We start from the raw sequence: 24,364 nt of genomic DNA, 5'->3' as shown, positions 1-24,364 counted from the left end.
CGCGGCTACCGCGCGGCGTAGTTCGGCGCTTCCACCGTCATGGTGATGTCGTGCGGGTGGCTCTCCTTGAGACCCGCGGCGGTGATCTGCACGAACTGCGCCTCCTGCAGTTCCTCGATGGTCGCGGATCCGGTGTAGCCCATGGCCGCGCGCAGGCCGCCGGTGAGCTGGTGGATCACCTGCGTCAGCGGGCCACGGAACGGAACCCGACCCTCGATGCCCTCGGGAACCAGCTTGTCCTCGGCGAGCACGTCGTCCTGGAAGTACCGGTCCTTGGAGTAGGACTTGCCCTGCCCGCGGCTCTGCATCGCGCCGAGCGAACCCATGCCGCGGTAGCTCTTGAACTGCTTGCCACCGACCAGGACCATCTCTCCCGGGGACTCGGCGGTGCCGGCGAGGAGCGAGCCGAGCATGGCGGCGGACGCACCGGCCGCGAGCGCCTTGGCGACATCGCCGGAGAACTGCAGGCCGCCGTCGGCGATGACCGGGACGCCGAGCGCCTTGCACGCCGCGGTGGCCTCGAGGATCGCGGTGATCTGCGGGGCACCGACACCGGCGATGACGCGGGTGGTGCAGATCGAGCCGGGACCGACACCGACCTTGACGCCGTCCGCGCCCGCCTCGACCAGTGCGAGGGCACCTGCCCGGGTCGCGACGTTGCCACCGATGAGCTGGACGCGATCGCCGATCTCCGCCTTGAGCTTCGCGATCATCTGCAAGATGTTGACCTGATGGCCGTGCGCGCTGTCGACGACGAGCACGTCGGCCCCGGCGTCGGCCAGCGCCATCGCGCGGGCCCAGGCATCGTCGCCGACACCGACGGCGGCGCCGACCAACAGGCGGCCGTCCCGGTCTTTGGTGGCGTTCGGGTGCTGCTCGGTCTTGACGAAGTCCTTGACGGTGATCAGTCCGGTGAGCTTGCCCTGGCCGTCGACGATCGGCAGCTTCTCGAGCTTGTGCCTGCGCAGCAGCCCGAGCGCGGCCTCGGCAGTGACGCCCTCGCGCGCGGTGATCAGCGGGGCCTTGGTCATCACTTCGGCCACCGTGCGGTTCTGGTCGACCTCGAAGCGCATGTCGCGGTTGGTGATGATGCCGACCAGCTGACCGGCGTCGTCGGTGACCGGTAGCCCGGAGATCCGGAACCGCGCGCACGTTGCGTCGACCTCGGCGAGCGTGTCCGACGGCTTGCAGGTGACCGGGTCGGTCACCATGCCGGCCTCGGACCGCTTGACCGTCTCGACCTGACCGGCCTGCGTCTCGACCGAGGAGTTGCGGTGCAGCACGCCCATCCCGCCCGCACGCGCCATCGCGATCGCCATCCGAGACTCGGTGACAGTGTCCATCGCCGAGCTCACCAGCGGAACCTTGAGCCGGATCTCGCGGGTCAGCTGGCTCGAGGTGTCCACCTGGTTGGGAACGACGTCCGACGCGGCGGGCAGCAGCAGCACGTCGTCGAAGGTGAGTCCCAGCATGGCAACCTTGTCGGGGCGGTCCCCTCCGGTACGCACGTGCCCTCCGGAAATACTCATGCGGCTCGGGACCCTTTCCTGGAACTGTGGTGCGCCGCCGTGCGGGGCGTCGAATCCCCGCGGCGCGGTCAAGTCGTGATTGCTTCGGGACTGAGAAGAATGCTCGGTCGAGGGCGAACTATTCCCTCAGCCCGTCCACCATGGTATCGGCTGGACACGGGTGCGAGCGAACGCGGTTCGTGTGACGGCTGGCGCAGACCCGCCTGCGCTGCGTACCGTGGACCTGTGCGTGATCAATTGCCCCCCGGTCTGCCGCCGGATCCGTTCGCCGGCGACCCCTCCGATCCGTCGGCCGCGCTGGACGCGATCGAGCCGGGTCAGCCCCTCGACCCCCATGAGCGACTGGCCGTGGAAGAAGACCTCGCGGACCTCGCCGTCTACGAGGCCCTGCTCGGCCACCGCGGCATCCGCGGGCTCGTCGTGTGCTGCGACGACTGCCAGCAGGATCACTACCACGACTGGGACATGCTGCGCGCCAACCTGCTGCAGCTGCTCGTGGACGGCACCGTGCGCCCGCACGAGCCCGCCTACGACCCGGTCCCCGAGGCCTATGTCACGTGGGACTACTGCCGCGGCTACGCGGACGCGTCGATGAACGAGGCGCTGCACGGCGACGGCTTCGACGCCTGACCCACCCCCGACACGACGAAACGGCCCGACAAGGAATTCACCTTGTCGGGCCGTTTCGTGTCTGGGCTCGGATCAGCTGGGGGCCAGTTTCGACGTCAGGTCCCGCGGCGTTGGCGTGTCCTGGGTCGGTGGCTCGATCCTGGTGGTGGTCGGCGCGGGCGGGACCGTCGTCGGCACCACCGGCGGGCTGGTGATCACCGGCGGGACCGTCAGGTCGACCGGCGGGATCGTAGTCGGCGGTACCTGAGTCGTCGGCACCCCCGGCTCGACCGGCAGGATAGTCGGCAGGCTCGGGAGGTTCGGCACGGTGGTGGGCAGCACCGGCGCGGTCACCGTGGTCCCGTCCAGCGTGACACCCGGCACCACGGGCAGTCCGGGGACAGTCCCGGCCGCAGAGGGCAGCGTGGTCGTCGTCGGAGGGGTCTTGGCGGCATCGGCCACCAGTCGCTCCCGCCAGGCCGTCAGCTCGTCGTGCTTGGCCGACTCGTTCACGCCGTCGACCCGCTTGCGTGCGGACTCGAGCACCACCAGCGCCGCCTGCGGGTCGCCTGCGCGGATGAGGCGCTCGGCCTCCTCCAGGTTGGTGGTCGTGTCGATGCCCGCGACGGTCGAGTTGGCGCGCTCGGTGAACACGACCTCCTTGACCTTCCACAGCGGATCACCCGGAACGGCGTTGTAGGAGAAGACCGTCAGCCCGGCCATCACGACGGCGACGGCCGCGGCAGCGCCCGCGATGGGCCGGAGCAACCGCAGATTCGAGCGGCGGGGTGAGCCGATCGTCGCGAGTTCGCGGTCAACGGCGGCGGCCACCTGGTCGAGGTCGGGCTCCACCGGCATGGCGGGGGCGAGGATCTCGGCGCGCCATGCGGTCAGCAGGGTCGCGAGCTCGAACTCCTCGGGGCTGTTCGTCGCGATCGGGCCGTCACCGGCGATCGCGTCGATGAGGGCGTCGTCCCGCGCGATGGCGGCGAAATCGACGGCGGTCGCATCCGCGGACTCCTCGGCGTCGCCGAGGGACGACGCGTCGGTGTCACCGAGGGACGACGCGTCGGTGTCACCGAGGGACGACGCGTCCGGGGTGAGATCGGCACCGGACGTGTCCCGCTGCGTTCCCTCGTCGTCCCCACCACGCTTGCTGCCCCTAGCCATACATCTCACCCGCTTTCGCAACTTCGTTCTTCAACTTCGCGAGCGCCCTGTGCTGGGCGACCCGTACTGCTCCGGCCGTGCTGCCCACGGCAGCTGCCGTCTCCTCCGCCGACAGGCCGACAACCAAACGCAGGACCAGGATCTCCCGATGCTTCTCGGGGAGGGTTCCCAATAGTGCGCTCATCTGCCGGGTGGTCTCCGAGTCCAGAGCGAGCTTCTCGGGTCCCTCGTCGGTGGAGATGACATCTGGTACCTCGGCCATCGACTCGGCTTTGTTACGCCCGGCGTTCCGATGTGCATCTGCCACCTTGTGCGCGGCGATGCCATACACGAATGCCATGAAGGGACGGCCCTGATCCTGATACCGCGGCAATGCGGTCATCACTGCCAGGCATACCTCCTGCGCCACGTCGTCCGCGGACAGTTGTCCCCTTTCCGCGGCTCCGACCCGTGATCGGCAGTAACGCACAACCAAGGGTCGAACACTCTCGAGCACTCGAGACAAGGCAACTCGATCGCCCTGCGCTGCCGCAGCGACGGCTGAGTCCAACTCCTCGCTCGTATTAGTCATCGTCAGAGTGATTCCTGGCGTTACAGTGGCGCCCGCTCCAGAGCGCTCCCACCTGGCGGTGGAACGTTTGAAGGATAGCGACAGACACTCACAGATCCCTGAATCGGCCACCGCGGTCGGAGATTTGCCGTCGACATTCATCCCGGATCGCCACCGCGTCCGCACCGGGACGGACTCCATTGACAAGCATCGCCGCGGCCCAGCGCAGTGGCAACAGCCCGTGCTCGGCACACCGGTCCAACACCTGTTCGCCCAGATCAAGTGCCGCGGCGGGATCCGGGCCTGCGCTGTGGGCGGCCGCCAGCAGGAGGTCCGACTTCACCTGGTGCCGAACCGAGTCGACGCCCCGGGCGAGTTCGACGGCCGCGCTCGCGTGCCGACGCGCCGTGACGGGATCCCCCGACGCCAACGCGATCTCGGCGGTCACCCAGTTCAGGCGGATGCGCTGCCGCCACAGCCCTTGGTCGTTCCCGACCAGCGGCGCGCACCGCTCGAGCAGCGCGGAACCGAGTGCGAGCCGCCCGCAGCCGAGCGCGTCCGCGGCCAGCCCGGTCAATGCGTCGCATCGAGCGGCGGTCAGCGCCGACTCCTCCCCGCCCGCCGGTCCGGCGAGTGCCGCGAGCGCGCGCCCGTCGAAGCCCGCAGCCAGCCGATGCCACCCGAGTTGCCTGAGCAACGAGGCCTCCGTGCTCAGCGCGAGCGAGGCGACGACCGGGCTCGGGCGCCCCCGTGCGATGCGCAGGAGTTCGGTGCGGGCCGCGGCGTATCGCCCCTGTCCACCGAGCGTCACCGCCATGAGCCAGCGCTGTTGGTTGTCGTCAGCGGCAGGCAACGGAGCCAACCCGGGCTGGTCGCCGAATGCGGCGTTGATCAGTGTCCCCACCAGGCCAAGAGTAGGGCCGGCCCGCGCGCCCCTGCGCCGCACCCACCCTCGCCCGAATACCCATTCGCGTCGCGTTTGTCGAGAGTTACGGGCGCGTCGACGTATTTCAAGGTTGAATCAAAGATTGAATCAGGCAACTGATTCAGAGTCCGGTTTGTGGCAATTGCGTTAACCAAGAATCTCAACCCCGCTCCGCGCGCCGACAGGGCACACACCACGCCCTCCTACCGCATCGGACCAGCAAAAGTACTCGTCAGCACCCACAACAGGACACCGAGGCCGAGCCGGAGGACCGGCGCAGCGACAGCTGATCACGGCTACATGTCCTTGTCTATGAACAGAACGTTAAATTCTCGTGCGAACACTATGGAAATCCCCACTTGAAGAACTATTGACTCGTTTTCCGCAATACCTCTAACGTTGCCGAGACGAATTGATTTCAGACCTGGAGGCTCTTCAGGTGTATGGATGGACAGGAGATGGCATGCCTCAGCCGAATCACCTCCCCGGACCGAACGCCGATATCTGGGACTGGCAGATGCACGGCCTGTGCCGCGGAGTCGACTCCGCGATGTTCTTCCATCCGGACGGTGAGCGGGGCCGGGCACGCACCCAGCGTGAGACCCGCGCCAAGGAGATGTGCCGTCAGTGCCCCGTGCTCGCGCAGTGCCGCAGCCACGCCCTCAGCGTCAGCGAGCCGTACGGGATCTGGGGCGGCATGTCCGAGACCGAACGTGAGATGCACGCCCGCAGGGGCCGCCACCGCATCGCGGTGTAGACGACGTCGTCTCGGCGCGGCCCCGGCTTCCTGGGCCGCGCCGAGATGCGTGACCCATCCTCTGCACCACCCGCTCCGAATGCCTTCCCGACAGCACTCGCACAACTCGGGAAGGCAGTCCATGAGCATCAGCACCACGCGCATGCGAACCCTCGCCATCGCGGCCACCGCGTCGGTCGCCCTGATCGGCGTCTCGGCGTGTTCCTCCGCAAACAGCGACGACTCCGCGCCCTCCTCCCCCTCGTCCGGTGACGAGATGTCACCGGCGATGACGGCCGACCCCGCAGTGAATCTGGTCGGGCCCGGCTGCGCGGACTACGCCGAGGCCGTGCCGCAGGGCGACGGCTCGATCTCGGGGATGGCCCAGGATCCGGTGGCCGTCGCCGCCTCGAACAACCCCCTCCTCACCACCCTGGTGGCCGCGGTCTCGGGGCAACTCAACCCCGACGTCAACCTCGTCGACACCCTCAACGGAGGGCAGTTCACCGTGTTCGCACCCGTCGACGACGCATTCGCCAAGGTGGATCCGGCCACCATCGACACGCTGAAGACCGACGACGCGCTGCTGACGAAGGTCCTCACCTACCACGTGGTGCCCGGCCAGATCACGCCGGACGAGATCGCCGGCCGGCACCCGACGGTCGAGGGCACCGCGGTGACCGTGACCGGATCGGGGGACGCCCTCAAGGTCAACGACGCGAATGTGACCTGCGGCGGCGTGAGCACCGCGAATGCCACCGTCTACCTCATCGATTCTGTGTTGATGCCGCAGTAACGTGACTATCGATGAAGGAAAACGGACAGTCGTGACGGACCCGGGGTCCACGGATTCCGGCGCCGCGCCCGATCACGGCATCGACGAGGCGGCCTGCCCGGCTGACGTCGGGCAGGCCCTTGCCGTGCGCGCGGCCGAAGCGGCCGAGCTGGCCGCCCTGCTTACCCGCGCCGCCGACGGCGATTCGGGGTCGTTCGCCGAGCTGTACGACCGGACCTGCGCCCGCGTCTACGGAATGGTGCTGCGGGTGCTGCGCGATCCGGGCTTCGCCGAGGAGACCACCCAGGAGGTCTACCTCCAGCTCTGGCGCACCGCCGACGACTTCGACGCGACAAGGGGCTCCGCGGTGTCCTGGCTGATGACCCTCGCGCACCGCAGGGCGGTCGACCGGGTCCGGTCGGAACAGTCGCACTCGAACCGCGAGGTGGTCTACGAGTCACGCAACCGTGGCAGCGAATTCGACGAGGTCGCCGAGGAGGTCTCCGGGCGCCTGGACAGGCAGGCCGTCATCGAGTGCCTCGACACCCTCACCTCGGTGCAGCGCGAGTCGGTCTCGCTCGCCTACTACGGCGGACGCACCTACCGCGAGGTCGCCGCCCAGCTCGGGGTCGCGCTGCCGACCATCAAGACCCGGATCCGGGACGGGCTGGTCCGGCTCAGAGGATGCTTGGGGGTGGTGTGATGGACGACGACCAGATCGACCTGGCCCACGCCTACGCCCTCGATGCGCTCGACGCGGACCAACGCCGTGCGGTCGAGCAACTCCTCGCGACCTCCGACGACAACCTGCGGGTCGAATTCGAGGCGGTGGTACGCCAGGGCCGGGAGACGATGGCGGCCACCGCCGCCGCGTACGCGACCCCTCCGCCCGCACACATCCGTGAACGCCTGCTGACGCAGATCGCGCGGGAGCCCCGCCTCGGCCCGGGTCGGGCGGCGGCGCCGGTCTCGCTCACCGATCGGCGGCGCGCCACCCCCCGGTGGCGTCTGGTGGGCGCCGCGGCGGCCGCCGTCGCGCTGCTCGCGGGCGGCGTGTTCATCGGACAGCAGCTGCGCGAGACGACGCCGCCGCAGCCGGTGGCGGCCCAGGTGATGAGCGCCCCTGACGTCCGGACGTCCTCGACGGAGGTGCCAGGCGGCGGCTCGGCGACAGCCGTCTACTCCCGGTCGACCGACGCCGCGGTGCTGATGATGAACGACGTCACCCCGCCCGCTTCGGACTCGGTCTATCAGATGTGGCTCTTCGCGGGCACCGGTGCGCCGGTCTCGGCGGGCATGATGGCGCCGGATCAGGTGTCGCCCTCGACCGTGGCCGTACTCGACGACCTGGACGGCGCCTCACTGCTCGCCTTCACGGTGGAACCCGCGGGCGGCTCGGAGCAGCCGACCACGGACGTGTTCGCCTCGCTGCCACTGGGATAGAGAAAGCGACAGGCCCCGGACGAGGATCCGTCCGGGGCCTGTCGCTGCTGTCACCAGGGGGCGACGGTGGTGCTAGTGGCTGTGGCCGTGGCCGTGATCCGCATCGGCGGCCTCGACCGGCTTCTCGACGACCGTGGCCTCGGTGGTGAGCACCATCCGGGCGACCGAGGCCGCGTTGACCACCGCGGAACGGGTCACCTTGACCGGGTCCACCACACCGTCGGCGAGCAAGTCGCCGTAGGTGAGAGTGGCGGCATTGAAGCCGTGACCCTTGGGCGCCTCGGCGACCTTGCTGACCACGACCGAGCCGTCGACGCCCGCGTTCGTAGCGATCCAGAACAACGGGGCCGACAGCGCCGCGCGCACGACCTCGACGCCGGTCGCCTCGTCGCCGGAGAGCGATGCGGCCAGCGCGCCGAGCGTCTGGCCCGCCTGCACCAGTGCGGAGCCGCCGCCGGGCACGATGCCCTCCTCGACCGCGGCCTTGGCCGCGTTGACCGCGTCCTCGACGCGGAACTTGCGCTCCTTGAGCTCGGTCTCCGTTGCGGCACCGACCTTGATCACCGCGACGCCACCGGACAGCTTGGCGAGGCGCTCCTCGAGCTTCTCGCGATCCCAGTCGGAGTCGCTGTTCTCGATCTCGCGACGCAGCTGACCGACACGGGCCTCGATGTCCGCCTCGGTGCCTGCGCCGTCGACGATGGTCGTCTCGTCCTTGGTGACGACGACCCGACGGGCGCTGCCGAGCAGCTCCAGGCCGGCCTCCTTGAGGGTCAGGCCCACATCGGAGTTGATGACCGTGCCCGCGGTGACGACCGCGAGGTCGTCGAGGAACGCCTTGCGCCGGTCACCGAAGAACGGCGCCTTCACCGCGACGGCCTTGATCGTCTTGCGGATGGAGTTCACCACCAGGGTGGAGAGCACCTCGCCCTCGACGTCCTCGGCGATGATCAGCAGCGGCTTGCCCGCCTCGGCGACCTTTTCGAGCAGCGGCAGGAAGTCCGGCAGCGAGCTGATCTTCTCGCGGAAGAGCAGGATCAGCACATCCTCGAAGATCGCCTGCTGCGCATCGATGTCGGTGACGAAGTAGGGCGAAAGGTAGCCCTTGTCGAACTGCACGCCCTCGGTCACGACGAGCTCGGTCTGCAGTGTCGAGGACTCCTCGACGGTCACGACGCCGTCGACGCCGACACGCGTCATCGCCTCGCCGACCAGCTCACCGATCTCCTCGTCGCGCGAGGAGACGGTGGCGACCTGAGCGATCGCGTCCTTGCCCTCGACGGGGGTCGCGGCGGCGATGAGAGCCTCCGACACGGCATCTGCGGCCTGGCTGATGCCCACACCGAGTGCGATCGGGTTGGCGCCGGCGGCGACGTTCTTCATACCGCCGTGGATCAGCGCCTGGGCGAGCACGGTGGCGGTGGTGGTGCCGTCGCCCGCGACGTCGTTGGTCTTGGTGGCGACGCTCTTGACGAGCTGGGCGCCGAGGTTCTCGAACGGGTCCTCGAGATCGATCTCACGGGCAATGCTCACGCCGTCGTTGGTGACGGTGGGGCCGCCGAACGCCTTGGCGAGCACCACGTGTCGACCGCGGGGGCCGAGGGTGACCTTGACCGCGTCCGCCAACGTGTCGACGCCGCGCTCGAGAGCCCGGCGGGCGGTCTCGTTGAACTGGATTTCCTTGGACATTTGCTCAGCTACTCCTGGATTGGGAGGGTCCGCAACGCGATCCGCCCCGGGCCCATGTGTGGGACGCCGGGGCGGTTCGCAAGTGGCTTACTTGGAGATGACAGCCAGCACGTCACGTGCCGAGAGGATCAGGTACTCCTGGCCGGCGTACTTGATCTCGGTTCCGCCGTACTTGCTGTAGATGACGGTGTCGCCTTCCTTGACGTCGACCGGGATGCGGTTGCCCTTGTCGGTCACACGCCCTTCGCCAACGGCGACGACGGTGCCCTCCTGGGGCTTCTCCTTGGCCGTGTCGGGGATGACCAGGCCTGAGGCAGTCGTCGTCTCGGCCTCGTTGGCCTGGACGAGGATCTTGTCCTCGAGCGGCTTGATGTTCACGCTCGCCACGATGAGCCCTCCACTTTCAGGGGTTTATGCGTCCAGGGCTGTTCCCAGGACGTGATGGTGTGTTCGTACGCTTGCGGCATCTCACTCGAGCCCCGTCGTCGCGGGTGCCGAGGCTCGGTCAGCGCCAACTAGCACTCTATACATGCGAGTGCCAGCGCTCAAGGTCGGCGGGTACTTAGGTGCTCGATGCGAGATTTGTGTGGATTGGGGGGTCAGGACCGGAGTTCACCATGTTCGTCGCCACCGTCATCGTGACCGTTCTGCTCGCCGCACTCCTCGGGTACGCGGCCATCCGGAAGCTGAGCAACCGGGAGGCGGTGGTTCGGGAATACGCCGAGCTCGGTGTGCCCGAGAACCGCCTGAACTCGCTGGCGGGAGTCCTCCTCGCCGGCGCCGCCGGCCTGGCCCTCGGCCTGGCGCTGGCCCCGCTCGGCGTCGCCGCCGCGATCGGGGTGATCTGCTACTTCACCGTGGCCGTCGTCGTCCACATCCTCGCCCACGACCCGAAGCACCTCCCCGTCCCGCTCACGTACGCGGCGCTCGCCGTCGCCGCGCTCGTTCTGCGCCTCGCGTCGAGTTGATCGACCGGCCGCGCAGTCGCGGCCGATGTCGCGGGACGGCGGCGTGAACCCGAGGTGTACGGCAGGTGACCTAGAGTCGTCGCCGTGGCAAACATCAGCAGGCGCGCATTCATCGGACTGGCCGGACTCGGAGCCGCGGGAACCCTCGGGGCCGGCGCATTCGGGAGAGCGCCGTGGGGTACCTGGTACGCCGCGGCCGACACGCTGCCCGCCTCCTTCGCAGGCACCACCCTCGAGGCCGTCGCAACTCCGGTCGGCGGAACCGGCTACCGGACGCTCACCGCGGGCCCCGGGTGGCCGATGATCGTGCGGGGCGAGCTCGCCGAGGCACGGTCGGGACGCGAGGAGCGCAGGACCGCCCTCGCGTCCGTGGTGCAGCTGACCGACCTGCACATCCTCGACGCCCAGTCCCCCATGCGTTTCGAGTACGTGCATCCGCTGAACGGGTCGGCGTTCCGACCGCACGAGACGCTCACCACGCAGGGCCTGGTCTCGCTCGTGTCGCGGATCAACTCCCTGCCCGGCGGCCCGCACACCCGCCGCGCGTTCGACGCCGTGGTGACCACCGGCGACAACACCGACAACAAGGAGCACGCGGAGCTCGGCTGGCTGCTGACCGCGCTCAACGGCGGCACCTTCATCCCGAACACCGGTGCCGCGGATCGCTATGAGGGCGTACAGAACTCCGGGGCGGACCTGTACTGGAACCCCGAGTCACCGATCCGCGACATCTACAAGAAGGCCGGCTTCCCGGAGATGCCGGGACTGCTCGGCGCTGCGGCCCTCACCCCCGTCACGAGCCCGGGCCTGCGCACCCCCTGGTACAGCGTGTTCGGCAACCACGACGACTCGATCCAGGGCACCATCCCCAGCGGAATCGGACCGCTCGAGGCCATGTACACCGGCTCGATCAAGATCGAGGCGCCCGATTCCGAGCAGGCCCGCGCGATCGGCAGCGCCGCGAGCTCGGATCCGGCTGCGCTGCCAAGCATCCTCGCCGCGGTCACCACCCCGCCGCGCATCGTCACGCCCGACGGCAACCGGGCACCGTTCACCCCGCGGCAGTACATCGCCGCCCACCTCGACCCCAGGAACGCGGGCCCCGGACCCGTCGGGCACGGCTTCGCCCCCGACGCGGGCGAGACCGGCATCGGCTTCTACTCGTTCGAGATCGCGCCGGGCGTGGTCGGTATCAGCATGGACTCCACCAACCGCGCCGGTTTCGTCGACGGCTCCCTCGGCGAGGCCCAGTTCCGCTGGATCGAACAGACCCTGCAGGCGGGCAGCAGCCGCTTCTTCGACGCGGGCGGCCGCCCGGTGACGCAGTCCCGGCAGGACACCTACTTCCTGTTGTTCAGCCACCACACCAGCGGCACGATGGACAACCTGATCCCCGACCCCGAGAATCCCGGCGAGCGCCGTCACTCCGGCGCCGAGCTGCTGGACCTGCTGCACCGCTTCCCGAACGTGCTCGCCTGGGTGAACGGGCACACCCACGAGAACAAGATCACGCCGCACCCGGGTGCAACTGCCGCACAGGGCTTCTGGGAGATCAACACCGCCTCGCACATCGACTTCCCGCAGCACGCGCGGCTGATCGAGGTTGTCGACAACACCGACGGCACGCTCTCGCTGCTGACCACGCTCGTCGAGTCGGACAGCCCGTACGAGGTCCGGCACGGGGACTTCAGCCAGGAGGGCCTGGCCTCGCTGTACCGCGAGTTGTCCTTCAACGACATCCACGCCGACCCGAAGCTGCTGGGCGGATCCGTCGATCACAACACCGAACTGGTGCTGGTCTCGCCGCGCGCATGACGGTTTTGTTGCATCTCAGATGCAAGTATCATACGGTCGGTACGTGCAGCTGACGCGTTTCACCGACCTTGGGCTGCGCGTGGTGATGCGCCTGGCCGCCTCCCCTGGAGGCGGCGGCCTGACGACAAGTCAGGTGGCGGATCAGATGTCGATTCCGTACACGCACACGGCCAAGGTCGTTGTCCGGCTACGCGAACTCGGCATGGTCGAAGCCCGCCGCGGTCGGGGCGGCGGGCTCACGATCACCGAGGCGGGTCGGCACACCTCGGTGGGCACGCTCGCCCGCGCCCTCGAGGGCGACGAGGAGGTCGTGAACTGCGAGGGCGACCATCCGTGCCCGCTGCGCAGCGGCTGCCGTCTCCGCAGCGCACTGCGCCGCGCCCAGATCGCCTTCTATGACTCCCTCGACGGGGTCACCATCGACGACCTGCTCCGGGCGCCGACCGGGCTGACCCTGCTGGAGTTGTCCGCCCCCGTCAGGGCCTGACGCCGGCGCTCACGTCGCGGCGTCCTTGCGTCGCTGTCCCAGCCGCACCGCGGCCGTGATGATGCGGACACCGACCGCGAGCAGGAACAGGTTCCCCACGATCTGCGCCGAGACGACGGCCCTGGAGACCTCGGTGGTCGCGGTGATGTCCCCGAACCCGACAGTCGAGAAGCACACCAGCGTGAAGTACACCGAATCGATCTTCGTCAGCGGCTCGTTGAAGTTCTCCGGCCCCGACAGGGACATCAGGTGGTACAGCGTCGCGAACGCGAGCAGGTACCCCGGCAGCATCAGCCCGAGGCCCTCGATCGCCTGCAGCCCCGGATGCTCCGCGCGCACGATCTTCCGGATCTGCCAGGCGAAGAGCGCGCCGACGAAGACCAGCCCCAGCACCAGCCCGCCGATCGCGGAGGCGGATTCCAGGTTCTGCATCGGGATGACGAAGTACACGAACACCAGCGCGGCCGCACTCAGGAGCGTGCGGATGGCGACGCGCCGGATCAGCCTGCGCCGCTGCTCCTTCGGCAGCTTCTCGATCCGGTCATCGACCATCGCTCGCCGTCCGTGACTGGCTGACGGTCACCGAGAGGCCCGGATCCGTGGCGACCGTCAACGGAGACGGCGTGGCGCCCCCGGCGATGACGTGCGCTCCCAATGCGGCGATCATCACCCCATTGTCGGTGCACAAGCGCGGCTTGGGGATGCGAAGGGTCAAACCGGCCTCGGCGCAACGCTCCTCGGCGAGCGAACGGATACGTGAATTGGCGGTTGCCCCGCCGCCGAGCACCAGCGTGTCGACGCCGACGTCGGTCGCCGCTCGCACCGCCTTCATGGTGAGCACATCGGCCACCGCCTCCTGGAAGGACGCCGCGATGTCGGGGATCGGGAGCGTCTCCCCCGCCCGCTCCTTCGACTCCACGAAGCGCGCGACCGCCGTCTTGAGCCCGGAGAACGAGAAGTCGTAGCGGGCGTCGCGCGGTCCGGTCATGCCGCGAGGAAAGGCGATAGCCCGCGGATCCCCTTCCTGCGCGGCCGCATCCAGTGCCGGGCCGCCGGGGAACCCGAGTCCGAGCAGCCGGGCCACCTTGTCGAATGCCTCACCCGCGGCGTCGTCCACTGTGGTGCCGAGCTCGACGATCGGCCGCGCCAGGTCCTCGACGTGCAGCAGGTGGGTGTGACCGCCCGAGACCAGGAGGGCAACGCACGGCGGCATCGGGCCGTGCTCGAGGGTGTCCACCGCGACGTGCCCGCCCAGGTGGTTCAGCGCATAGAACGGCACATCCCAGGCCGCGGCGTACGCCTTCGCGGCGGCCGCGCCGACCAGCAGCGCCCCGGCAAGCCCCGGTCCGATGGTCACCGCGAGCGCGTCCGGCTTCGCGATCCCCGCCTGTGCGAGGGCCCGCCGCATGGTCGGGACGATCGCCTCGAGATGGGCACGCGAGGCCACCTCCGGCACCACGCCTCCGTAGCGGGCGTGCTGATCGACGCTCGAGGCCACCTCGTCGGCTAGGAGCTCACAGGTGCCGTCCTCGTGCCACCGGACGATGCCGACGCCCGTTTCGTCGCACGAGCTCTCGATCCCCATCACGATCATGACAGCTGCCCCTCGACCCGGGCGGCGGGCCTGCGCATGGTGTACGCGTCGGCGCCGCTGGGCTGGTAGTAGTTCCTTCGGGTCCCGACGATCTCGAAACCCGTTCCCCGGTACAGGGCGATGGCCGGCTCGTTGTCCGTGCGGACCTCGAGGAACACAGGACCGCCGTGTTCATCGGCCTCCCGCAGCAGCGCGTCGAGCAGTTGCGCGCCGAGGCCCAGTCGCTGGTGGGCGGGATCGACCCCGATGGTGTGCACCTCGGACTCGGCGTCGGCCCCACGCCCGAGCAACGCGATCCCCGCGTAGCCGAGCATGGTGCCGGACTCGGCGCGGGCGACGAAGTAGCGGTTGTGCTGCCCGGTCAGCTCCGACCGGAACGCCTCCGCGCTCCACGGGCTGTCACCGGGGAACAGCACCGTCTCCAGCTCCTCGCAGCGGGTTGCGTCGGCCGCGGTCATCCCGACGATCCGCGCGGTCATTTCTTCCGGTCCGCGATGGCGACCGCGTCGGGGCGACGCAGGTACAGCGGCACCAACGGCGCGGGCTCCGCACCGGAACGCAGTGCTGCCACGGCCACCGCGACCAGACCCGAGGGCGACGGCGTCTCGACCGGCTCCACGGGCAGGTCGAACAGGTCGACGTGACCGGCCGATCCCGCGATCGCCTGGGAAGGAGTCGGCTCGAGGTCCGCGGGCTTGTTCACCTCCGGGCCCTGCACGCGGGCACCGCCGCTGTAGCGCGCCCAGTACACCTCGCGGCGACGGGCATCGGTGACCACCAGCAGATCCCGTCCCAGCGCGGCCTCGATCGCGATCGCGTCCAGGCTGCAGACACCGTGCACGGGAATCCCGAGGGCATCGCCGAACGCGGCCGCCGTGGCCATGCCGACCCGCAGGCCGGTGAACGGGCCGGGGCCACAACCGACCACGACGGCATCGAGGTCCGACGGGGCGAAGCCCGCCTCCGCGAGGCATTCGAGGATGTGCGGGGTCAGCACCTCCGCGTGGGCCCTCGCGTTGACCGTGATCCGGGTCGCCAGGGTTCGTGGGGTGTCGCCCTCAAGGCGCACCACCCCGGCTGTTACGGCAGGCGTGGCGGTATCGACCGCGAGTACGAGCACGGTTACCGAGGATACCTAGGAGACCCAGGCCCATTGCGCCGTGCGCACGTCCGACTCCGGTTCGCGCCGCAACCGCACCAGCAGATGCCGCTCGGCCAGGTGCTCGACGACGCCCTCGCCCCACTCGACCACCACGACGGCACCCGCGAGGTCCGTGTCCAGGTCCAGGGCGTCCAGTTCGTCGAAGGTCTGTCCCGGATCGGCGCCGATGCCGAGCCGGTACGCGTCGACGTGCACCATCGCCACCGGCTCACCGCCACCGGGCCGCTCGCCGCCCGCGCGATGCTCGCGGGCGATGATGAACGTCGGCGAGCTGACCCGGCCCTGCACGCCGAGCCCGGCCGCGATCCCCCGCGAGAGCGCAGTCTTACCAGCACCGAGCGGGCCGTCGAGCACCACCAGGTCGCCCGCGTTCAGCTCCAGGGCGAGGCGCCTGCCGAACGCCTCGGTGTCCTCGGTCGTCGGCAGGTGGATCGTGCGCGGATCGTGGTCAGCCACCGACAACCGTCCGTTCGGAATCGCCCTGCTCGGCGATGGAGCGGCCGACGAGTCGGTCGATCGCGTCCGTCACCCGGATCGGGAACTCGAGCTGCACCAGGTGCCCGCCGCCGACCACGCGCACCAGCTCGGACTCCGGCAGCTCGGCCGCCATGGCCTCGGACTGGGAGAAGGGCAGGATCATGTCCGCGTCCCCGCAGAGCACCAGCGAGGGCAGCTCGGCGATGACCGGAAGCGCCGCCGATTCATCGTGCAGCTCAAGTGATTTGAGGAAGTTCACGATCGTGGTCACCGACGTCTGGTTGAGCATCCACTCGGAGAACCGCATCAGCGAAGGACTGACATCGGTGCCGTACGAGGCGGAGCGCAGGATCGGGGAGATCAGCATGCGTGCGGCGCCGCGCCCGAACTGGACCAGACCCGGCGAGGTGCGGACCGCGAGCCGGAACGCGTCGATCACGGGGTTCTGCAGGTTCCTGCTCAGCCCGGTCTTGTTCAGGCCCTCGGCCGCGGTGGAGATGAGCCCGACCCCGATCACCTTGGTGCCGAACAACTCCGGCACCTGCCTGGCCAGCGCCAGTATCGTCATACCGCCCATCGAGTGTCCGACGAGCACCACGGGGCCCCTGGGCGCGACGGCCTGGAGGATCACATCGAGATCCCGGCCCAGCTGACCGATGGTGCAGCTCGCGGATGCGGGGACCGCGGACCGGCCGTGCCCACGCTGATCGAAGAAGACCATTCGAACGGCCTTGCCCCAACGCTTCTCGAGCTGGCGCCGTTGAAAATGCCAGGACTCCATGCGCAGGCAGTAGCCGTGCACGAAGACCACCGTGAGGGGTGCGTCCGCGGGACCTACCTCCCGGACCGCGAGCGCCGTGCCGTCCTCGGCCGCGACGATGCTGCCGCGGTCGGCGCTCATCAACCGGAAGTCCTCCTTGGCGTACCGGTCTCGCCTGCCACCGCGGCGGGCGGCCGGACGGTGCCCGACGGTGACCCCCGCGAGCGCGCCGAGCGCGGCGGCGCTGACCGCACCTCCGACGAGGCCCGCCTTCCCGAACGGATTCATCGCAGGTCCTCCCTGCCGGTGAAGCCCCGGACGATTCGCCCCCGAACCCCGGTCACCACTTCGTAGTGGATGGTGTCGAGTGCGTCGGCCCAGTCCTGGGCCACCGGTTCGCCGTCGTCGCCGCTGCCGAACAGCACCGCCACGTCGCCCTCCGCGATCCCCGCAGGATCCGGTCCGAGGTCCACCACCACCTGATCCATGCACACCCGGCCGATCTGTGGGTGGCGCCGACCACCGATCTGCACCTCGAAGCGGCCGCCGAGGGCGCGCGGGATGCCGTCGGCGTAGCCGACCGGCAGCAGGGCGACCGTGGTGTCGCGGGGCGCGATCCAGGTGTGCCCGTACGACACGCCCTCGCCCGCGGCGATCTTCTTCACCAGCGCCACCCGCGCCCGCAGTGTCATGGCGGGCCGCAGTCCGAATCCGCCGAGTTCCGGCACCGGAGAGAGCCCGTAGATCGCGATGCCGGGACGGACCATGTCGAAACGCAGGTCCGGCCGGGTCAGCACGGCGGCCGAGTTCGCCAGGTGCACCAGCTCCGGACGCAGTCCCACCCGCCTGGCCTCGGCCACGGCGTGCTCGAGGCGGGCGGCCTGGGTGTCGATCATCGGGTGGTGCGGCTCGTCGGCGTGTGCCAGGTGGGAGAACATCCCGCGCAGCCGCACCGCACCCTCGGCCTCCGCCCTGGCCAGATCCCGAAGGGTGTCCTCGAGTTCGAACGGCGAGACACCGTTGCGCCCCAGTCCGGTGTCGACCTTGAGGGTGACGGTCGCCGTGGACCCGAGCGCACGGGCCGCCGCGACCACCGATCCCAGGTGCCGGGGCGAGGACACGCTCAGTTCGATTCCTGCGGCGATCGCGGCGGTGAAGTCCGTGTCGGGAGTGTGCAGCCAGGACAGGATCGGCGCGTCGATGCCCGCGGCCCGCAATTCCAGGGCCTCCTCGACCGTGGTGACCCCCAGCTCGGCGGCCCCGGATGCGAGCGCCGTGCGCGCCACCGCTGCCGCCCCGTGGTTGTAGGCGTCGGCCTTGACCACGGCCATCACCGCGGCGTCGCCCGCGTGTTCACACAACAGGCGGACGTTGTGGGCGATCGCATCGAGATCGATCAGCGCTTCCGCCTGCGGCGCGTACGGGCCAACCGCGGAAGTCATGCGCAGATCGTCCCATACGGACAAGTCGGAGGTCACGATCCACGATCCTGCCATTGACCACCGAAAGGCCAAATGATTTCCATCACTAACGAGGTCACATTTAGGGCACCGCTTGGGCACGAAGCACCCTCACCGCCGCCCTGACCTGGCACAACAGTGCATCGGCCGAGATGGGCGCGGCCGTGCCCGAGCCCTGCCCCGCGGCCAGGTTGGCGGCCAGCGAGTGTGCGCGGGCGCCCATCGCCGCGGCGGTCAGCGGCGCAAGACCGGTCGACATGAGGGCCCCGATGACGCCGGACAGCACGTCCCCGGCGCCGGCGGTCGCAGGTGCGGAGCCACCGGCCTCGTTGAGCAGGACCGATCCGTCCGGATCTGCGACCACCGTGCACCGTCCCTTGAGCAGCACGCTGATCCCCCACTCGGCCGCCAGGCCGCGGGTCGCCGCCACCCGGTCGGCCGCCAATCTCTGCGAAGCGGAGGCGTGCCCGGTGAGCCGGGCGAACTCCCCGGCATGGGGGGTCAGCAACGTCGGCGCCGACCGGTCCGTGACGAGCCCTGGCTCCGCGGCCACCAGAGTGAGTGCGTCGGCGTCCACCAACACCGGCAGGTCGGTACCGAGGACCGCGCGCAGCACCGTCAGCGCTTCCTCGTCGACCCCCATCCCCGGGCCGACCACCCAGGCCTGCACCCGGCCTGCGGCGTCGAACCCGTCCACCGCGACCACCTCCGGCCAGCGCGAGAGAACCTGCGGTGCAGCGGTTCCCGCGTACCGAACCATGCCGGACGTGGCGGTGACCGCGGCTCCCGCACACAGCACGCCCGCACCGGGATAGCGCGCGCTGCCCGCGATCACCCCGACCACGCCCTGGCTGTACTTGTCGTCCGCAGGTCCAGGCATCGGCCAGCGGGCGCCGACCTCGGCCGCGGTCGGTGTTCGCACCGAGGCGTCCGGGAGGTCGAGGCCGATGTCGACGAGTTCCACCCGGCCGCAGTGCGCGGCCGCGAGGGCGTGCACCGGCTTGAGCGCCCCGAACGCGACCGTGACCGAGGCCGTCACGGCGGGCCCCGCCGTGACCCCGGTGTCGGGATCGACCCCGCTCGGCAGGTCCACCGCGACGATCGGCACGCCGACCCTGGCCACCAGCGCGGCGGCGGGCGGCCGCAACGGCCCCCGGCCCGAGATCCCTACGATGCCGTCGACCACCAGGTCGGGGTCGCCGAGATCGGCGTCGGCGCCCACCTCGACCCGCCCGCCGACGGCGCGCAACGCCGCCAGCCCCGCTGCGTGGGCCCTGACCGGGTCGAGCAGGATCGCCTGGACCGCGACCCCGCGCCTGCGCAGCATCGCTCCCGCCCACAGCGCGTCCCCGCCGTTGTCGCCGGAGCCGACGAGCAGAGTCACCCGCCTGCCCGCCACACCTCCAGTGCGAGAACGTAGTTCGGACGCCACCACGGCGGTCAACCCGTACGCGGCGCGGCGCATCAGGGCGCCGTCGGGAAGCGCGGCGAGCAGCGGGGCCTCGGCGGCCCGCACCTGGTCGGCCGTGAAGTAGTCGCGCATCGAATCACCGTATCTCGCCACGGCCGTCGTTCGGGGCTACCCTTTATCCATGCGCGCACTCGGCGCCACCATCGCAACCGGACTGCTCGTCGCATCGGTACTCGTGGGTAGCGGCAGTCCGGCGCAGGCGCGGGACAAGACCGTCGAGATCAACAACAATGCCTTCTGGCCGTCCACCTCACGAATCCTCATCGGCGACACCGTCACCTGGGAGTTCAACGACGAGGGCACCGAACACAACGTCACCGCGACCGGGAAGGGCACCGCAGAGGGCGACTTCGCCAGCGAGACGATGTCCGAGGGCGAGTTCAGCCACACGTTCATGAGGCATGGCACCTACCCGTACGAATGCACCCTGCACCCGCAGATGAGCGGCACCGTCATCGTGCGATGACGGCGCCACGCGCATCTATTCGACGGTGACCGACTTCGCCAGGTTGCGCGGCTTGTCCACGTCGTAGCCGCGGGTCTGCGCGACCTCGGCCGCGAACACCTGCAGCGGGACCGTGGACAGCAGCGGCTGCAGCAGGCTCGGCGCCGCCGGGATCTCGATGAGGTGATCGGCGTGCGCGCGCACCGCCTCGTCGCCCTCCTCCGCGATCACGATGGTCCGTGCGCCGCGCGCCTTGATCTCCTGGATGTTGGAGACCAGCTTCGAGTGCAGGACCGCGCGGCCCTTCGGCGACGGCATCACGACGATGACCGGAAGGCCCTCCTCGATCAGCGCGATCGGCCCGTGCTTGAGCTCGCCCGCGGCGAATCCCTCGGCGTGGATGTACGCGAGTTCCTTGAGCTTGAGCGCACCCTCGAGTGCCACCGGATACCCGACGTGGCGTCCGAGGAACAGCACGGTCGGCGAGTGCGCCAGTTCCCGCGCCAGCGCCCTGACCGGTTCGACCGTCTGCAGCACGCGCGCGACCAGGTCCGGCATGGCCTCGAGATCGCGGTACTCCCTGGCCACCTCGTCCGGGTACTTGGTGCCGCGCGCCTGCGCCAGCGCCAGCCCCACCAGATAGTTCGCGGTCACCTGGGCCAGGAACGCCTTGGTGGACGCGACACCGATCTCCGGTCCGGCCCGGGTGTAGAGGACGGCGTCGGCCTCGCGCGGGATCTGGGACCCGTTGGTGTTGCACACCGCGAGCACTCGCGCCTTCTGGTCCTTCGCGTGCCGCACCGCCTCGAGGGTGTCTGCGGTCTCACCGGACTGCGAGATCGCGACGACGAGCGTCGAGCGGTCGAGAACCGGGTCGCGGTAACGGAATTCGCTCGCCAGCTCCACCTCGACCGGCAGCCTGGTCCAGTGCTCGATCGCATACTTGGCGAGCAGGCCGGAGTGGTAGGCGCTGCCGCAGGCCACGACGAACACCTTGTCCACATCGCGGAGCTCCTGATCGGAGAGCCGCTGCTCGTCGAGAACGATGCGACCGGCATCGAAATGCCCGAGCAGGGTGTCGGCCACCGCGGCCGGCTGCTCCTCGATCTCCTTGAGCATGAAGTAGTCGTGGCCGCCCTTCTCGGCGGCGGCGAGGTCCCAGTCGATCCGGAACGGACGCGTGGGGACGTCCTCGTTCCCGTCGAAGTCGGTGACCGTGTAGCCGTCGGCGGTGATGACGACGACCTGGTCCTGGCCGAGCTCGACCGCATCGCGGGTGTGCTCGATGAAGGCCGCGACGTCGGATCCGAGGAAGGTCTCGCCCTCGCCGACGCCGATCACCAGCGGGGTGGACCGGCGGGCCGCGACGATGGTGTCCGGGTGGTCGGCGTGCGTGAACACCAGGGTGAACGCGCCCTCCAGGCGGCGGATCACCGTCCTGGCGCTCTCGACGAAGTCTCCGGCGGTGTCACCGGAGGCGTAGGCCCGCGAGACCAGGTGCACCGCCACCTCGGTGTCGGTGTCGGAGGCGAACTCGACGCCGTCGTTCTCGAGCTCGGCGCGCAGCGGCGCGAAGTTCTCGATGATGCCGTTGTGCACGACCGCGACCTTGCCCTCGGCGTCCCGGTGCGGGTGCGCGTTGCGGTCGGTCGGCCTGCCGTGCGTCGCCCAGCGGGTGTGGCCCATGCCCGTGGTGCCGACGAAGCGCTCGGTGCCGGTCTCCGCGAGCTCGGCCTCGAGGTTGGCCAGCCGGCCCGCCTTACGCTCGATCGCGACGCCGCCCACACCGTCGAGGACCGCGATACCGGCCGAGTCGTAGCCGCGATACTCCATCCGGCGCAGCGCCTCCACCACGACGTCCAGCGCCTGGCGGTGGCCGACGTATCCCACGATTCCGCACATGGGTCACCAGGGTACTGGGCTGCCGAACCCCTGCCGACCGGGAGGGCGTGGGCGCCGGGTGACCTGGGTCACGGTGCGACCGGCCCGGTGCCGAACAACGCCGTGCACACCCCGTTGTGCAGTTCGACGGCGACCTGCAGAACCCTGGACCCACCCGCGACCGGCAGCAGCGGAGAGCTGTAATTCGCACAGGTCTTGTTCTTAGCGCTCGGCGCCGCCACCGGCGCCGGGATCTCGAACCAGTTGCCGGCCCCGAAGTTGTCGTTGGCGAGCAGGACCCTGCCGTTCTTCGCCGACGGCTTGCCGTCCTTGCCGACGTAGGTCTGGCCGCCGAGCACCAGTCGGGTGCCGTTCGGCCCGCCCGGCACGGACTGCAGGTACGGCGAGTGCTGGAAGTAACTGCCGTCGGCGGTGGTCACCCTGACCCCCGGGTCGGTCGTCGCACCCCAGTTGACGCCGTCGTGCGAGACCTTGACGTACGGGCTGCAGTACTCGGCGCCGAAGTTGCACATCTCGTAGGTCGAGGCGAACCGTCCGTCCGCCAGCCGGGTCACCACGGCCATGCCGGGACGCACGCGCTGCGGATCACGCGCGAGGATCACCTGCTTGTCGACCCAGTCCAGGCCGTTGACGGAGGACACCCTGCTCAGCACCTGTGAGTGCCGCGGCATCTCGGTCTCGTCGGCGTAGTACAGCCACAGGGTGCCCGCCGCGTCGACGACGAACTCGGGCTCCCAGACGCCCTCGTGGTTCGGGGACCTGGCAGCGACGCCCAGCGGCACCCAGTCCCGGCCGCCGTTCAAGCTCGCCCACACCTTGATGGCGATCCGCCTGTCACGGCCCGCCTCGTACCCGACCGTGCCCGCCCACAGCAGCGTTCCCGGAGGCAGCAGGCCGGCCTGCTGCGGCACCTCGAAGAGGGTGCTGCAGCACAGCCCCGAGTTGGCCTCGGGGTCACGGACCGCGCCGATCGGATGGAAGCTGGCGCCGTCGTCGGTGCTCTCGAGGATCGGAGAGAAGTAACCCTGCGCATCGCGGCTGGTCATCGACGCCAGGATCGTGCCCGACTGCTTGAGCCGGACCAGGCGCGGATACTCCCCCACCCCGAGCACCGAGGGACCCGGTTGCGCTATGGCGGGGGTGGGACCGGCGACCAGGAGAAACAGGAACGAGAGTGCGAGACAATATGCTGCTCTGCGCAAGGTGCACCGTCCGGATAGTCGGGAAGTCCCGCGAATTCAAACAGACCGGAACCCCCGATCGTGATGCTTTCGCGACATTCCGATTCCGGGTGCGCAACCGGCAGTTATTGTGCTGTGATATCCGGCTCGGACCTGGTCAGGAAGTCGGCCAGTGCGGGCCACATCGTCTCGCGGGCCGCGCGACCGGTGAGCACGCCGAGGTGCCCGCCGGGGAACGCACCGAAGCGGACCGATGGCGCCCCTGTGAGCAGTTCGGTGAGGTGATGGACGGCCTTCACGGGCGCGAGCCCGTCGCCCGCGCCCGCGATGACCATGGTCGGTACGTCGATCTCGCTCAGACTGACCCGCCTGCCCCCGATCTCCATGTGGCCGGTCGCGAACTCGTTCGACCGCATCACCACGTGATAGAGCTGGCCGAAGGTGCGACCCGGGTACGCATACATGCTGTTCATGAAGCGGTCCACCGCCTCGAGCTGCTCGAGGTGGTCCCTGTCGTCGAGGTTCGCGAGAACGGTGAACGGCCTGGTCAGATACTTGTCGACACTCGCCGCCTTGAAGCCGAGGCTGGTCAGCGGGGCCGGGATGTTTCCGAGCGCCCGATAGAGGGGCGCAACGGTATAGGGACCGAACAGCCGGTCGAGCGGACGCAGGGTCGCGAACAGCGGAACCTGCCGCAGGTCGAACGGGCTGGCGATCGGGGTCAGTGAGGCCAACGGCAACTCCGGATGTGCCGCGGCCGCATAGACGGCGAAGATCCCGCCCAGCGACCAGCCCGCGAGGTGCACGAGCGCGCCGCCCGCGTCGTCACTGACCACCTGCACCGCATCGGGGATCACGTCGTCCACCCAGTGCTCGAAGCCGCGGGTCCGGTCCTGGAAGTTCACCGGGCCGTAGTCCACGACATACACGTCACGACCGGTTTCCATCAGGTATTCCACGACGCTGCAGCCACGGCGCAGGTCGAAGGCGACAGAGGTGGCCGCCAGCGGCGTGACCAAGAGCAGGGGCACACCCGTCGCCGCACGGTCGGCGGAGCGGAACCGGCGGATCGTGCGCTCGGCGTTCGAGTCGACGACCTCCGACGGCGTCGGCCGCAGGTCCGCCAGCCCGTTCGACCCGAGTCGGGCGCACACGTTCTCGAACGCGCGGGTCAGATCGCGGGGCACCGGTACCGGAATGCCAAACACTTGTCGCT

At 69.6% G+C, this 24,364-nt stretch carries 26 protein-coding genes; 9 read left to right on the top strand and 17 right to left on the bottom strand.

Annotation, left to right across the window (positions count from 1 at the left end):
* Positions 1 to 5 precede the first annotated feature (5 nt).
* Positions 6 to 1,529 carry an IMP dehydrogenase gene (gene guaB / locus JOE46_RS24875; protein ID WP_097210637.1) on the bottom strand — a complete coding sequence of 508 codons (1,524 nt, stop codon included), beginning with the start codon at positions 1,527 to 1,529 and terminating at the stop codon, positions 6 to 8.
* A gap of 225 nt (positions 1,530 to 1,754) precedes the next feature.
* On the opposite strand from guaB, the gene JOE46_RS24870 reads away from it, so the two are divergent.
* Positions 1,755 to 2,159, top strand: coding sequence for a DUF5319 domain-containing protein (locus tag JOE46_RS24870; protein WP_027501780.1), 405 nt, complete (start codon positions 1,755 to 1,757; stop codon positions 2,157 to 2,159).
* Positions 2,160 to 2,231: 72 nt separating this feature from the next.
* On the opposite strand, the gene JOE46_RS24865 is transcribed toward JOE46_RS24870, so the two are convergent.
* The 3 genes from JOE46_RS24865 to JOE46_RS24855 all read right to left on the bottom strand — a co-directional run bounded on the left by JOE46_RS24865 (position 2,232) and on the right by JOE46_RS24855 (position 4,762).
* Positions 2,232 to 3,308, bottom strand: coding sequence for an anti-sigma-D factor RsdA (locus JOE46_RS24865; RefSeq protein WP_097210409.1), 1,077 nt, complete (start codon positions 3,306 to 3,308; stop codon positions 2,232 to 2,234).
* Positions 3,301 to 3,879, bottom strand: a complete 579-nt coding sequence (locus JOE46_RS24860; protein ID WP_097210408.1) for a sigma-70 family RNA polymerase sigma factor — start codon at positions 3,877 to 3,879, stop codon at positions 3,301 to 3,303. Before JOE46_RS24860 ends, JOE46_RS24865 begins: the two co-directional genes overlap by 8 nt.
* Before the next feature lie 88 nt (positions 3,880 to 3,967).
* Complete coding sequence (locus JOE46_RS24855; RefSeq protein ID WP_257017070.1) at positions 3,968 to 4,762, bottom strand: hypothetical protein; 795 nt, start codon at positions 4,760 to 4,762, stop codon at positions 3,968 to 3,970.
* Positions 4,763 to 5,246: 484 nt separating this feature from the next.
* Between JOE46_RS24855 and JOE46_RS24850 the strand changes: the two genes are divergently transcribed.
* The 4 genes from JOE46_RS24850 to JOE46_RS24835 all read left to right on the top strand — a co-directional run bounded on the left by JOE46_RS24850 (position 5,247) and on the right by JOE46_RS24835 (position 7,737).
* Positions 5,247 to 5,540 (top strand): WhiB family transcriptional regulator, encoded by a 294-nt coding sequence (locus JOE46_RS24850; RefSeq protein WP_027501783.1) that lies wholly within the window; start codon positions 5,247 to 5,249, stop codon positions 5,538 to 5,540.
* A 121-nt stretch (positions 5,541 to 5,661) separates the two neighbouring features.
* The gene (locus JOE46_RS24845; RefSeq protein WP_097210407.1) at positions 5,662 to 6,315 is read left to right on the top strand and encodes a fasciclin domain-containing protein; all 654 of its coding nucleotides are present in this window, start codon (positions 5,662 to 5,664) and stop codon (positions 6,313 to 6,315) included.
* Between the two features lie 31 nt (positions 6,316 to 6,346).
* Complete coding sequence (sigK, locus tag JOE46_RS24840; protein ID WP_097210406.1) at positions 6,347 to 6,997, top strand: ECF RNA polymerase sigma factor SigK; 651 nt, start codon at positions 6,347 to 6,349, stop codon at positions 6,995 to 6,997.
* Positions 6,997 to 7,737, top strand: a complete 741-nt coding sequence (locus tag JOE46_RS24835) for an anti-sigma factor (RefSeq protein ID WP_097210405.1) — start codon at positions 6,997 to 6,999, stop codon at positions 7,735 to 7,737. The genes sigK and JOE46_RS24835 overlap by 1 nt, the downstream gene beginning before the upstream one ends.
* Before the next feature lie 72 nt (positions 7,738 to 7,809).
* Here JOE46_RS24835 and groL read toward each other — a convergent pair whose 3' ends face one another.
* Together groL and groES are read right to left on the bottom strand one after the other, a co-directional pair.
* Complete coding sequence (groL, locus tag JOE46_RS24830) at positions 7,810 to 9,426, bottom strand: chaperonin GroEL (protein ID WP_097210404.1); 1,617 nt, start codon at positions 9,424 to 9,426, stop codon at positions 7,810 to 7,812.
* An 87-nt stretch (positions 9,427 to 9,513) separates the two neighbouring features.
* Complete coding sequence (groES, locus tag JOE46_RS24825; protein ID WP_027501788.1) at positions 9,514 to 9,813, bottom strand: co-chaperone GroES; 300 nt, start codon at positions 9,811 to 9,813, stop codon at positions 9,514 to 9,516.
* Between the two features lie 230 nt (positions 9,814 to 10,043).
* Between groES and JOE46_RS24820 the strand changes: the two genes are divergently transcribed.
* The 3 genes from JOE46_RS24820 (at position 10,044) to JOE46_RS24810 (ending at position 12,696) form a co-directional block, all read left to right on the top strand.
* A complete protein-coding gene (locus JOE46_RS24820) occupies positions 10,044 to 10,394 on the top strand; it encodes a DoxX family protein (RefSeq protein WP_097210403.1) in 351 nt (116 codons plus the stop codon).
* Between the two features lie 84 nt (positions 10,395 to 10,478).
* Positions 10,479 to 12,209: a TIGR03767 family metallophosphoesterase gene (locus JOE46_RS24815; RefSeq protein ID WP_097210402.1), complete on the top strand. Its 1,731-nt coding sequence runs from the start codon at positions 10,479 to 10,481 to the stop codon at positions 12,207 to 12,209.
* A gap of 43 nt (positions 12,210 to 12,252) precedes the next feature.
* Positions 12,253 to 12,696: an Rrf2 family transcriptional regulator gene (locus tag JOE46_RS24810; protein WP_097210401.1), complete on the top strand. Its 444-nt coding sequence runs from the start codon at positions 12,253 to 12,255 to the stop codon at positions 12,694 to 12,696.
* A 9-nt stretch (positions 12,697 to 12,705) separates the two neighbouring features.
* Here JOE46_RS24810 and JOE46_RS24805 read toward each other — a convergent pair whose 3' ends face one another.
* From JOE46_RS24805 to JOE46_RS24770, 8 genes are all read right to left on the bottom strand, one after another.
* A complete protein-coding gene (locus JOE46_RS24805; protein ID WP_097210400.1) occupies positions 12,706 to 13,248 on the bottom strand; it encodes a potassium channel family protein in 543 nt (180 codons plus the stop codon).
* Positions 13,238 to 14,290, bottom strand: a complete 1,053-nt coding sequence (tsaD, locus tag JOE46_RS24800) for a tRNA (adenosine(37)-N6)-threonylcarbamoyltransferase complex transferase subunit TsaD (RefSeq protein ID WP_097210399.1) — start codon at positions 14,288 to 14,290, stop codon at positions 13,238 to 13,240. Before tsaD ends, JOE46_RS24805 begins: the two co-directional genes overlap by 11 nt.
* Positions 14,287 to 14,769, bottom strand: a complete 483-nt coding sequence (gene rimI / locus JOE46_RS24795) for a ribosomal protein S18-alanine N-acetyltransferase (RefSeq protein ID WP_097210398.1) — start codon at positions 14,767 to 14,769, stop codon at positions 14,287 to 14,289. Before rimI ends, tsaD begins: the two co-directional genes overlap by 4 nt.
* Entirely contained in the window at positions 14,766 to 15,410 is a 645-nt protein-coding gene (tsaB, locus tag JOE46_RS24790; protein WP_097210397.1) for a tRNA (adenosine(37)-N6)-threonylcarbamoyltransferase complex dimerization subunit type 1 TsaB, read from the bottom strand. The genes rimI and tsaB overlap by 4 nt, the downstream gene beginning before the upstream one ends.
* A gap of 15 nt (positions 15,411 to 15,425) precedes the next feature.
* A complete protein-coding gene (tsaE, locus tag JOE46_RS24785) occupies positions 15,426 to 15,908 on the bottom strand; it encodes a tRNA (adenosine(37)-N6)-threonylcarbamoyltransferase complex ATPase subunit type 1 TsaE (protein WP_097210396.1) in 483 nt (160 codons plus the stop codon).
* The gene (locus tag JOE46_RS24780; RefSeq protein WP_097210395.1) at positions 15,901 to 16,977 is read right to left on the bottom strand and encodes an alpha/beta fold hydrolase; all 1,077 of its coding nucleotides are present in this window, start codon (positions 16,975 to 16,977) and stop codon (positions 15,901 to 15,903) included. Before JOE46_RS24780 ends, tsaE begins: the two co-directional genes overlap by 8 nt.
* A complete protein-coding gene (gene alr / locus JOE46_RS24775) occupies positions 16,974 to 18,131 on the bottom strand; it encodes an alanine racemase (protein WP_097210635.1) in 1,158 nt (385 codons plus the stop codon). Before alr ends, JOE46_RS24780 begins: the two co-directional genes overlap by 4 nt.
* A 100-nt stretch (positions 18,132 to 18,231) precedes the next feature.
* A complete protein-coding gene (locus tag JOE46_RS24770) occupies positions 18,232 to 19,692 on the bottom strand; it encodes an NAD(P)H-hydrate dehydratase (protein ID WP_097210394.1) in 1,461 nt (486 codons plus the stop codon).
* Between the two features lie 49 nt (positions 19,693 to 19,741).
* On the opposite strand from JOE46_RS24770, the gene JOE46_RS24765 reads away from it, so the two are divergent.
* Positions 19,742 to 20,086 carry a plastocyanin/azurin family copper-binding protein gene (locus tag JOE46_RS24765; protein ID WP_097210393.1) on the top strand — a complete coding sequence of 115 codons (345 nt, stop codon included), beginning with the start codon at positions 19,742 to 19,744 and terminating at the stop codon, positions 20,084 to 20,086.
* A 15-nt stretch (positions 20,087 to 20,101) separates the two neighbouring features.
* Here the strand turns inward: JOE46_RS24765 and glmS are convergent, their stop codons facing one another.
* From glmS to JOE46_RS24750, 3 genes are all read right to left on the bottom strand, one after another.
* Positions 20,102 to 21,967, bottom strand: a complete 1,866-nt coding sequence (gene glmS / locus JOE46_RS24760) for a glutamine--fructose-6-phosphate transaminase (isomerizing) (RefSeq protein WP_097210392.1) — start codon at positions 21,965 to 21,967, stop codon at positions 20,102 to 20,104.
* A 68-nt stretch (positions 21,968 to 22,035) separates the two neighbouring features.
* Positions 22,036 to 23,070 (bottom strand): sialidase family protein, encoded by a 1,035-nt coding sequence (locus JOE46_RS24755; protein ID WP_209928753.1) that lies wholly within the window; start codon positions 23,068 to 23,070, stop codon positions 22,036 to 22,038.
* A 203-nt stretch (positions 23,071 to 23,273) separates the two neighbouring features.
* On the bottom strand, positions 23,274 to 24,356 hold the full coding sequence (locus JOE46_RS24750) for an alpha/beta fold hydrolase (protein WP_097210390.1): 1,083 nt from the start codon (positions 24,354 to 24,356) through the stop codon (positions 23,274 to 23,276).
* Positions 24,357 to 24,364: the final 8 nt, after the last annotated feature.

The organism is Rhodococcus sp. PvR099 (assembly GCF_017833315.1).
Taxonomy (GTDB): domain Bacteria; phylum Actinomycetota; class Actinomycetes; order Mycobacteriales; family Mycobacteriaceae; genus Rhodococcus_G; species Rhodococcus_G oryzae.
The sequence above is the reverse complement of the archived record's forward strand: the minus strand, read 5'-3'. Positions and strand labels throughout refer to the sequence as shown.

Coding starts and splice junctions, on each gene's coding strand:
- guaB (WP_097210637.1), bottom strand. CDS start 1,529: ATGAGTATTTCCGGAGGGCACGTGCGTACCGGAGGGGACCGCCCCGAC.
- JOE46_RS24865 (WP_097210409.1), bottom strand. CDS start 3,308: ATGGCTAGGGGCAGCAAGCGTGGTGGGGACGACGAGGGAACGCAGCGG.
- JOE46_RS24860 (WP_097210408.1), bottom strand. CDS start 3,879: ATGACTAATACGAGCGAGGAGTTGGACTCAGCCGTCGCTGCGGCAGCG.
- JOE46_RS24850 (WP_027501783.1), top strand. CDS start 5,247: ATGCCTCAGCCGAATCACCTCCCCGGACCGAACGCCGATATCTGGGAC.
- JOE46_RS24845 (WP_097210407.1), top strand. CDS start 5,662: ATGAGCATCAGCACCACGCGCATGCGAACCCTCGCCATCGCGGCCACC.
- JOE46_RS24835 (WP_097210405.1), top strand. CDS start 6,997: ATGGACGACGACCAGATCGACCTGGCCCACGCCTACGCCCTCGATGCG.
- groL (WP_097210404.1), bottom strand. CDS start 9,426: ATGTCCAAGGAAATCCAGTTCAACGAGACCGCCCGCCGGGCTCTCGAG.
- JOE46_RS24820 (WP_097210403.1), top strand. CDS start 10,044: ATGTTCGTCGCCACCGTCATCGTGACCGTTCTGCTCGCCGCACTCCTC.
- JOE46_RS24805 (WP_097210400.1), bottom strand. CDS start 13,248: ATGGTCGATGACCGGATCGAGAAGCTGCCGAAGGAGCAGCGGCGCAGG.
- tsaD (WP_097210399.1), bottom strand. CDS start 14,290: ATGATCGTGATGGGGATCGAGAGCTCGTGCGACGAAACGGGCGTCGGC.
- rimI (WP_097210398.1), bottom strand. CDS start 14,769: ATGACCGCGCGGATCGTCGGGATGACCGCGGCCGACGCAACCCGCTGC.
- JOE46_RS24780 (WP_097210395.1), bottom strand. CDS start 16,977: ATGAATCCGTTCGGGAAGGCGGGCCTCGTCGGAGGTGCGGTCAGCGCC.
- alr (WP_097210635.1), bottom strand. CDS start 18,131: ATGACTTCCGCGGTTGGCCCGTACGCGCCGCAGGCGGAAGCGCTGATC.
- JOE46_RS24770 (WP_097210394.1), bottom strand. CDS start 19,692: ATGCGCGACTACTTCACGGCCGACCAGGTGCGGGCCGCCGAGGCCCCG.
- JOE46_RS24765 (WP_097210393.1), top strand. CDS start 19,742: ATGCGCGCACTCGGCGCCACCATCGCAACCGGACTGCTCGTCGCATCG.
- glmS (WP_097210392.1), bottom strand. CDS start 21,967: ATGTGCGGAATCGTGGGATACGTCGGCCACCGCCAGGCGCTGGACGTC.